At 66.4% G+C, this 8474-nt stretch carries 7 protein-coding genes; 5 read left to right on the forward strand and 2 right to left on the reverse strand.

What is annotated here, in order from left to right; genetic code table 11:
• Positions 1 to 137: 137 nt before the first annotated feature.
• Genes odhB through HYH08_RS25480 form a run of 4 tightly spaced genes read left to right on the forward strand, consistent with a single transcriptional unit; the run spans position 138 to position 4218 of the window.
• Entirely contained in the window at positions 138 to 1379 is a 1242-nt protein-coding gene (gene odhB, locus HYH08_RS25465) for a 2-oxoglutarate dehydrogenase complex dihydrolipoyllysine-residue succinyltransferase (RefSeq protein WP_220012577.1), read from the forward strand.
• 55 nt (positions 1380 to 1434) lie between these two features.
• Positions 1435 to 2196: an SDR family oxidoreductase gene (locus tag HYH08_RS25470; protein WP_220012591.1), complete on the forward strand. Its 762-nt coding sequence runs from the start codon at positions 1435 to 1437 to the stop codon at positions 2194 to 2196.
• Positions 2197 to 2253: 57 nt separating this feature from the next.
• Positions 2254 to 3654 carry a dihydrolipoyl dehydrogenase gene (lpdA, locus tag HYH08_RS25475; protein WP_220012578.1) on the forward strand — a complete coding sequence of 467 codons (1401 nt, stop codon included), beginning with the start codon at positions 2254 to 2256 and terminating at the stop codon, positions 3652 to 3654.
• A 33-nt stretch (positions 3655 to 3687) separates the two neighbouring features.
• A complete protein-coding gene (locus HYH08_RS25480) occupies positions 3688 to 4218 on the forward strand; it encodes a hypothetical protein (RefSeq protein WP_220012579.1) in 531 nt (176 codons plus the stop codon).
• A 194-nt stretch (positions 4219 to 4412) separates the two neighbouring features.
• Here the strand turns inward: HYH08_RS25480 and HYH08_RS25485 are convergent, their stop codons facing one another.
• Together HYH08_RS25485 and HYH08_RS25490 are read right to left on the reverse strand one after the other, a co-directional pair.
• Positions 4413 to 5003 (reverse strand): DUF4337 domain-containing protein, encoded by a 591-nt coding sequence (locus HYH08_RS25485; protein ID WP_220012580.1) that lies wholly within the window; start codon positions 5001 to 5003, stop codon positions 4413 to 4415.
• A 110-nt stretch (positions 5004 to 5113) separates the two neighbouring features.
• The gene (locus HYH08_RS25490) at positions 5114 to 6079 is read right to left on the reverse strand and encodes a tyrosine recombinase XerC (RefSeq protein WP_220012581.1); all 966 of its coding nucleotides are present in this window, start codon (positions 6077 to 6079) and stop codon (positions 5114 to 5116) included.
• 110 nt (positions 6080 to 6189) lie between these two features.
• Here HYH08_RS25490 and HYH08_RS25495 point away from each other — a divergent pair, with 110 nt between their 5' ends.
• Complete coding sequence (locus HYH08_RS25495; RefSeq protein ID WP_220012582.1) at positions 6190 to 8400, forward strand: primosomal protein N'; 2211 nt, start codon at positions 6190 to 6192, stop codon at positions 8398 to 8400.
• Positions 8401 to 8474: the final 74 nt, after the last annotated feature.

Genomic DNA, 8474 nt, shown 5'->3' on the forward strand with positions numbered 1-8474 from the left:
TCGATGAGGCGGGGCATCCAGTCCATCGTGGCGTTCTCGTGAATGCGAAACGTCCCGGTGTCCTGGATGGCCTGCTTTTATGCGGGCCTGACATCTGGAATTCATGACCGCACCGGCGATCCCTTAAGGAAAAGACCATGACTGAAATTCGTGTGCCGACGCTCGGCGAATCCGTCACCGAGGCCACCATCGGCCGCTGGTTCAAGAAGGCCGGCGATGCCGTCGCCGTCGACGAGCCCTTGGTGGAGCTCGAGACCGACAAGGTGACCATCGAGGTCCCGGCGCCCTCCGCCGGCACGCTGAGCGAGATCATCGCCGCCGATGGTGCGACCGTCGCGGTCGGCGCGCTGCTCGGCCAGATCACCGACGGTGCCGGCGCTGCCAAGCCCGCCGCCGCCCCCGCCAAGCCCGCTGCTGCTCCGGCGCCCGCGGCTGCTGCTCCCGCGCCGGCCCCGGCCGCGAAGGCGCCACCGGCCGATGCGCCGCTCGCCCCGTCCGTGCGCAAGATCTCGGCCGAGAGTGGCATCGACGCCTCGACCGTTCCGGGCTCCGGCAAGGACGGCCGCGTCACCAAGGGCGACATGCTGGCTGCGATCGAGCGTGCGGCTTCGGCGCCGACCCCGGTCAACCAGCCCGCCGCCGCCGTGCAGGTGCGCGCGCCGTCGCCGGCCGATGACGCCGCCCGCGAAGAGCGCGTCAAGATGACCCGCCTGCGCCAGACCATCGCGCGCCGCCTCAAGGACGTGCAGAACACCGCCGCCATGCTCACGACCTTCAACGAGGTCGACATGACCAACGTGATGGCGCTGCGCGCCCACTACAAGGATGCGTTCGAGAAGAAGCACGGCTCCAAGCTCGGCTTCATGGGCTTCTTCACCAAGGCCGTCGTGCAGGCGCTGAAGGACATTCCGGCCGTCAACGCCGAGATCGACGGCACCGACCTGATCTACAAGAACTACTACCACATCGGCGTTGCCGTCGGCACCGACAAGGGCCTCGTCGTGCCTGTTGTCCGCGACTGCGACCACAAGTCGATCGCCGACATCGAGAAGGGCATCGCCGACTTCGGCCGGCGCGCCCGTGACGGCCAGCTCAAGATCGACGAGATGCAGGGCGGCACCTTCACCATCACCAATGGCGGCATCTACGGCTCGCTGATGTCGACCCCGATCCTGAACGCGCCGCAGTCCGGCATTTTGGGCATGCACAAGATCCAGGAGCGGCCGATGGTCGTCGGCGGCAAAATCGAGGTCCGCCCGATGATGTATCTGGCGCTGTCCTACGATCACCGCGTCATCGACGGCAAGGAAGCCGTCACCTTCCTGGTGCGCGTCAAGGAGAGCCTGGAAGATCCGGCGCGCCTGGTGCTCGATCTCTGATCCCCAATGCTTTGAAAACGCCGTTGCCTGCATGGGCGACGGCGTTTGTCGAATGATGGAGGCGGATGTGACCGATAAAGTCGTTGTCATCACCGGCGGCAGCCGCGGCATCGGGCGGGCGACCGCGCTTGCGGCGGCCGCGCGCGGCTATCGCGTCGTCGTCGGTTACGCCAGCAACAAGAAGGCCGCCGACGAGGTGGTCAGCCAGATCGAGGCCAGCAACGGCAAGGCCATCGCGGTGAAATGCGATGTCGCGGAGGAGCGCGACATCATCGACCTCTTCAAGGAGGCCGACAAGTTCGGCACGCTTGGCGCGCTCGTCAACAATGGCGGCATCGTCGGCACCAGCGGCGTGCGCGTCGACGAGATGTCGGCCGAGCGCATCCAGCGCGTGCTGGCCGTGAATGTCACCGGCTCGATCCTTTGCGCGCGCGAGGCAGTCAAGCGGATGTCGACCAGGCACGGCGGCCAGGGCGGTGTCATCGTCAACCTGTCGTCGGTCGCGGCCAAGCTCGGCGCGCCCAACACTTATGTCGATTATGCCGCGTCCAAGGGCGCGATCGACTCCTTCACCACCGGCCTCGGCTATGAGGTCGCCGGTGAAGGCATTCGCGTCGCGGGTATTCGCCCCGGCCTGATCGATACGGAAATTCACGCCTCGGGCGGCGAGCCCGACCGGCACCATCGTCTCGCCCATATGGTGCCGATGAAGCGCGTCGGCACCGCCGACGAGATCGCCAACGCCATCATCTGGTTGATGTCGGACGAGGCGTCCTACATCACCGCAGCAACACTCGATGTGTCCGGCGGACGCTGACGCGCCGCGCGGACGCTGACACATCCACACAACGCTAAACTCACGGGACTTTCTCTCATGGCTACCTACGATCTCGTCGTCATCGGCACCGGACCTGGCGGTTATGTCTGCGCGGTGCGCGCCAGCCAGCTCGGCATGAAAGTCGCCGTGGTCGAGAAGAACGCCACCCTCGGCGGCACCTGCCTCAATGTCGGCTGCATGCCGTCCAAGGCGCTGCTGCACGCCTCCGAAATGTTCGAGGAGGCCGGACATTCCTTCGCCAAGATGGGCGTCAAGGTCTCCGCGCCCACCCTCGATCTGCCCTCGATGATGAACTTCAAGCAGCAGGGCATCGACGGCAACGTCAAGGGCGTCGAGTTCCTGATGAAGAAGAACAAGGTCGACGTGCTCAAGGGCACCGGCAAGATCCTCGGGTCCGGCAAGGTCGAAGTCTCCGCCGACGGCAAGTCGCAGGTGATCGAAACCAAGAACATCGTCATCGCGACCGGCTCGGACATCGCGCGCCTCAAGGGCATCGAGATCGACGAGAAGCGTATCGTCTCGTCCACCGGCGCGCTGGCGCTGGACAAGGTCCCCGGCAAGCTCCTGATCGTCGGTGCCGGCGTGATCGGCCTCGAGCTCGGCTCGGTCTGGAAGCGCCTCGGCGCCGAAGTCGTCGTCGTCGAATTCCTGGATCGCATCCTGCCCGGCATGGACGGCGAGATCGCCAAGCAATTCCAGCGCATCCTCGAGAAGCAGGGTTTTGCGTTCAAGCTCGGCGCCAAGGTTACCGGCATTGATACGTCGGGCAAGACGCTGAAGGCGACGGTCGAGCCCGCTGCTGGCGGCACGGCCGAGACGTTAGAGGCCGACGTCGTGCTCGTCGCCATCGGCCGCGTGCCCTACACCGATGGGCTCGGGTTGAAGGAGGCCGGCGTCGCGCTCGATCCGCGCGGCCGCGTGCAGATCGATCCGCACTTCGCCACCAGCCTCAAGGGTGTCTATGCGATTGGCGACGTCGTCGCAGGCCCGATGCTCGCGCACAAGGCCGAGGACGAGGGCGTGGCTGTCGCGGAGATCATCGCAGGCCAGGCCGGCCACGTGAACTACGATGTGATCCCGGGCGTCGTGTATACCACGCCGGAAGTGTCCTCCGTCGGCAAGACCGAGGAAGAGCTGAAGCAGGCCGGCGTCGCCTACACCGTCGGGAAATTTCCCTTTACCGCCAACGGCCGCTCCAAGGTCAACCAAACGACTGATGGGTTCGTGAAGATTCTCGCAGATGCGAAGACCGATCGCGTGCTCGGCGTGCACATCATCGGCATCGAGGCCGGCGAAATGATCCATGAAGCCTGCGTTCTCATGGAATTCGGCGGAAGTGCGGAAGATCTCGCGCGCACCTGCCACGCCCATCCGACCCGGTCCGAGGCCGTCAAGGAAGCCGCGCTTGCGGTCGGCAAGCGGGCCATCCATATGTAGTCTCGGCCCGAGACGAATCGGGCGGGACAACACATGCTGCGCCGCCTACTTCAACCGGTCTGGGTCCTGCTGGCGATCATCTTCCTGATCGAAGCCTGGCTGTGGGACCATCTCGAACCGATCGTCGCGCGGGTTGTCGCAGCCATCCCGCTCGCACGTTTCAAGCAATGGCTGACGGAGCGCGTCGACGCGCTGCCGCCGGCGATGACGCTGATCGTGTTCGTGGTGCCGATCATCCCGCTGTTTCCGCTCAAGCTGATCGGCCTCTATCTGCTCACGCATGAATACTGGCTGACCGGCGTCTCCACGTTCCTGTTCGCAAAGCTGCTCGGCGTCGGCGTCACCGCCTTCGTCTTCGACGTGACGCGCGACAAGCTGATGGAGATGGGCTGGTTCGAGCGGCTCTACGCCCTCGTGATGCGGCTGCGTGCAAAAGCCGCGGAGCTGGTCGATCCCATCAAGCGCCGCATCCGCGAGCTCATCGCCGGCAACGGCGAAGGCTGGTCGTCACGCACGCTGCGTCTGATCCAGCGCTTCAGGAAGAGCGTGCACGAAGCGCGGTGAACGCTGCCACCATGTCTTTCCCGTCACCCTGAGGTGGCCGCTTCTTCAGCGGCCCTCGAAGGGCGACGGCCCGGCTGTCTCCGCGTGACGGCAGATCGGCCGTTCATCCTTCGAGGCTCCGCGCGCGATGCTCCGCCTCGCGCGCCTCGCACCTCAGGATGACGGGATAAAGAGCGCGGCGTTGTGAACGCCGATTAATGCAAATGCACCAGATGCGGCCACCACAGGCCGAGCGCGGTCATGAGAAGGCCGGCGAGCGTCAGGATGCCGCTGACATAGGCCAGCGCGAACATGCCGGTGATGATGGTGGCCGAGGCCAGCACGATACCGATCTGGAAGGCGGCCGAGGCCAGCTCGAAATGATGATACTTCGCGGTCGCCTCGTCGCGCTCGTGCTCGGCATGCTTGGCCTTCTCGGCGAGCTGCTCGGTGCCTTCGCCGGTCTCGGGCTCGGAGCGATAGCGCGCCGCGGTCTTGGTCCAGTCGTCGACCTGCTTCTGCACGAGCGCCTTCTGCGCGTCGTCGGCGGTGCCGGCGAGCGTCAGCTTGCCCTGTTCGGACGCGGTCAGCACCACGGTGCGGCGGATGCTCTTGGCCTGAAAGAACGCCCAGAGATTGGCGGCCTCGACGTTCTTGCTGATCGATTCAGTCTGCGCGCCCTTGCCGAGCGTCTCGGAGATCGCCAGGAACAGCGCCAGCACCGCAATCAGCAGGGCGATCTTCTTGTTCGAGCCGGACGCGTGTTCGGCGTGCTCGGCATGCTCCATGCTTTCATGTGCGCTCATGATTCCCCTCCGGTTCGGTTCCGCAACGATTGACCGAACCGCTGCTGCCGCGCAAGAGGCATGCACGGCATGACAGCTTGATGTCAGGATTGGGCCCCGCTTGCGGCTCGTCAGCGCCTTGGATGCGCGCTCGCATAGACTTCCAGCAGCCGCTCGGAATCGATGCCGGTATAGATCTGCGTGGTCGAGAGCGAGGAATGGCCGAGCAATTCCTGGATCGCGCGCAAGTCCCCGCCGCGTGAAAGCAGATGCGTGGCAAAGGAATGCCTGAGCGCATGCGGCGTGGCACTGTCGGGTAGCCCAAGCGCGCCGCGCAACCGCTCCATCGCGAGCTGGATGATGCGCGGGCTCAAGGGGCCGCCGCGCGCGCCGACGAAGATCGGACCCTCCGCCGGCAGCGGATAGGGGCACATCGACACGTAGTCCTGAACGAGCTGGAGCACGTTCTGCAGCACCGGCACCATGCGGGTCTTGTTGCCTTTGCCGGTCACCACCAGCACGTCGCCTTCGCCGGGCCGCGGCACCTCGCGGCGCTTCAATCCCAGCGCTTCGGAGATGCGCAGGCCCGAGCCATAGAGCAGCGCCATCACCGCGGCGTCGCGCGCGAGCACCCAGCTCTCTCGCTCTTCGCCGGCGCGCTCGTCGGCATCGGCCAGACGCTTTGCCGAGGCCATCGGCAGCGGCTTCGGCAGGCTCTTCGCCACCTTTGGCGCGCGAATGGCGGACAAGGCCCCGACCTTGCCCTTGCCCTCGCGTTCGAGGAAGCGGCCGAATGAGCGCAGGCCCGCCAGCGCGCGCATCAGGGAGCGGCCGGCAATGTCGTCGGCGCGGCGCATCGCCATGAAGGCGCGCACGTCGGTGGCCTCTAACGCGGAGAACCGTGCCAGCGTCACGCGCTCGCCCCAATGGGCGCAGAGGAAATCCAGGCACTGCCTGAGGTCGCGGGCATAGGCTTCCAGCGTCTTCGGCGACAGCCGCCGCTCGGCGCCGAGATGCGAAAGCCAGCGCGTCATCTCCTGCGCGATCGAGGGATCGGCGCTGGCGAGCTCGATTTGTGGAACGGCCGCTTTGCTCATGCGCTCTGGACGGAATGATTCCGCTCAGTATATCGCATCAGACCGGTTTACTGTTCGCTAAGGCGCCTTCGCGCGCTAGCCTGAACGCCCAAGGTTCCGATTCTCCCCTCATGGATCATTCGTCGCGCAGCACGACCGCCCCCGCCAACGCGACCCGCATGGTCGACGTGCTGGTGCCGGTCGCGCTCGACCAGACCTATTCCTACAAGGTGCCGCGCGGGATGGAGTTGAAGGCGGGCGATCTCGTCGGTGTGCCGCTCGGGCCCCGCGAGGTCCTCGCCGTGGTCTGGGGCGAAAACGCCAATCCCGATCCGCGCCTGCACAACCGTCTCAAGGAAGTCAGCGAGAAGCTCGACGTTGCCCCGCTGAAGCCGGACCTGCGCTCCGTCGTCGACTGGGTCGCCAATTACACGCTGAGCCCGCGCGGCATGGTGCTGCGCATGTGCCTGCGGATGGGCGAGAATCTCGGCCCCGAGCGGGTCCGTCCCGGCGTGCGGCTGACAGGCGATCCTCCCAAACGGCTGACGCCGGCGCGGGCGCGCGTAATCGAGGTGTTGTCGGACCGGCTGCTGCACGGCAAGTCCGAGGCGGCGAAGGAAGCCGGCGTCTCCGCAGGGGTGATCGACGGCCTCGTCGACGAAGGCACGCTCACGGTCGAGCCGATGCCGCCGCCTCCGCCGCCGCCCGCGCCCGATCCGGAATTCGGCCGGCCGGATTTTTCGCCGCTGCAGCGCGCCGGCGTCGATGCCATGCGCGCGCTCGCTGCCAACGGCACGTTTCACGTCGCGCTGCTCGACGGCGTCACCGGCTCGGGCAAGACCGAGGTCTATTTCGAGGCCGTTGCGGAGACGATCCGTCGCGGCAGGCAATCGCTGATCCTGATGCCGGAGATCGCGCTCACCGGCCAGTTCCTCGATCGCTTCGCGCAACGCTTCGGCGTGCGGCCGATCGAATGGCATTCGGAGCTGACACCGCGCACCCGCGCGCGCAATTGGGCCGCGATCTCCGAGGGCACCGCGCCCGTCGTGGTCGGCGCGCGTTCGGCGCTGTTTCTCCCTTACGCCAATCTCGGCCTCATCGTCGTCGATGAAGAGCACGACCAGGCCTACAAGCAGGACGAGGGCGTGCATTACCACGCCCGCGACATGGCGGTGGTGCGTGCGCATATCGCCAAGATTCCGATCGTGCTGGCCTCCGCAACGCCGTCGGTGGAGTCCGAAGTCAACGCGCGAAAGAACCGCTATCAGCGCATCGCGCTGCCCTCGCGCTTCGGCGGCCAGCACATGCCGCATATCGAAGCCATTGACCTGCGCCGCGAGCCGCCGGCGCGCGGCCGCTATATCTCGCCGCGGCTCGCAGGCGAGATCAGAAAGGCGATCGAGAAGCGCGAGCAGGCGCTGCTGTTCCTCAACCGCCGCGGCTATGCGCCGCTGACGCTATGCCGGGCCTGCGGCCACCGCTTCGCCTGCACCATCTGCGATGCCTGGCTGGTCGATCATCGCTTTCGCCAGCGCCTCGTCTGCCACCATTGCGGCTTCTCGATGCCGCGCCCGCCGACTTGCCCGCATTGCGCAGCGGAGGAATCGCTGGTCGCCGTCGGCCCCGGCGTCGAGCGCTTGCAGGAGGAGGCCGCGGCGCTGTTCCCGGATGCGCGCACCATGGTGCTGTCGAGCGACCTCATCACCTCCATCGAGACGATGCGCAGCGAGCTCAACGAGATCGCGGAGGGGCGCGTCGACGTCATCATCGGCACGCAGCTGGTGGCAAAAGGCCACAATTTTCCGCGACTCAATCTGGTCGGTGTGGTCGACGCGGATCTCGGCCTGTCCAATGGCGATCCGCGCGCGGCGGAACGTACCTGGCAATTGCTCAATCAGGTGATAGGCCGCGCCGGCCGCGAGCAGGGCCGCGGCGTCGGCTATCTCCAGACCCACCAGCCCGATCACCCCGTGATGAAGGCGCTGATCGCCTGCGACCGCGAGGCTTTTTACGACAGCGAGATCGACCTGCGTGAACGCACGCTCTATCCGCCATTCGGCCGCCTCGCGAGCCTGATCATTTCCGCCGGCGATCGTCCGAGCGCAGAGGGCCTCGGCCGCCAGCTCGTGGCACGCGCCCCGCGCGACGAGCGCGTCGTGGTGCTCGGCCCCGCCGAAGCCCCGCTCGCCGTCATCAAGGGCCGCTACCGCTTCCGCATCCTGGTGAAATCGGCGCGCGGTTTTGACCTCTCGGATTACTTACGCAACTGGCTCGCGGTGTGCCCGAAGCCGAAAGGCAACCAGAAGCTCGAAGTCGACGTCGATCCGCAGAGCTTTTTGTAGGGCTGCACCGCTCTCTCCCCTCGTGCCCCGGACGCAGCGCAGCGCTTCTTCAGCGGTGCGCTGCAGAGCCGGGG

Origin of the sequence: Bradyrhizobium sp. BR 10289, assembly GCF_019455385.1 — a bacterium.
Taxonomy (GTDB): domain Bacteria; phylum Pseudomonadota; class Alphaproteobacteria; order Rhizobiales; family Xanthobacteraceae; genus Bradyrhizobium.

Coding starts and splice junctions, on each gene's coding strand:
- HYH08_RS25495 (WP_220012582.1), top strand. CDS start 6,190: ATGGATCATTCGTCGCGCAGCACGACCGCCCCCGCCAACGCGACCCGC.
- HYH08_RS25485 (WP_220012580.1), bottom strand. CDS start 5,003: ATGAGCGCACATGAAAGCATGGAGCATGCCGAGCACGCCGAACACGCG.
- HYH08_RS25490 (WP_220012581.1), bottom strand. CDS start 6,079: ATGAGCAAAGCGGCCGTTCCACAAATCGAGCTCGCCAGCGCCGATCCC.
- odhB (WP_220012577.1), top strand. CDS start 138: ATGACTGAAATTCGTGTGCCGACGCTCGGCGAATCCGTCACCGAGGCC.
- HYH08_RS25470 (WP_220012591.1), top strand. CDS start 1,435: ATGGAGGCGGATGTGACCGATAAAGTCGTTGTCATCACCGGCGGCAGC.
- lpdA (WP_220012578.1), top strand. CDS start 2,254: ATGGCTACCTACGATCTCGTCGTCATCGGCACCGGACCTGGCGGTTAT.
- HYH08_RS25480 (WP_220012579.1), top strand. CDS start 3,688: ATGCTGCGCCGCCTACTTCAACCGGTCTGGGTCCTGCTGGCGATCATC.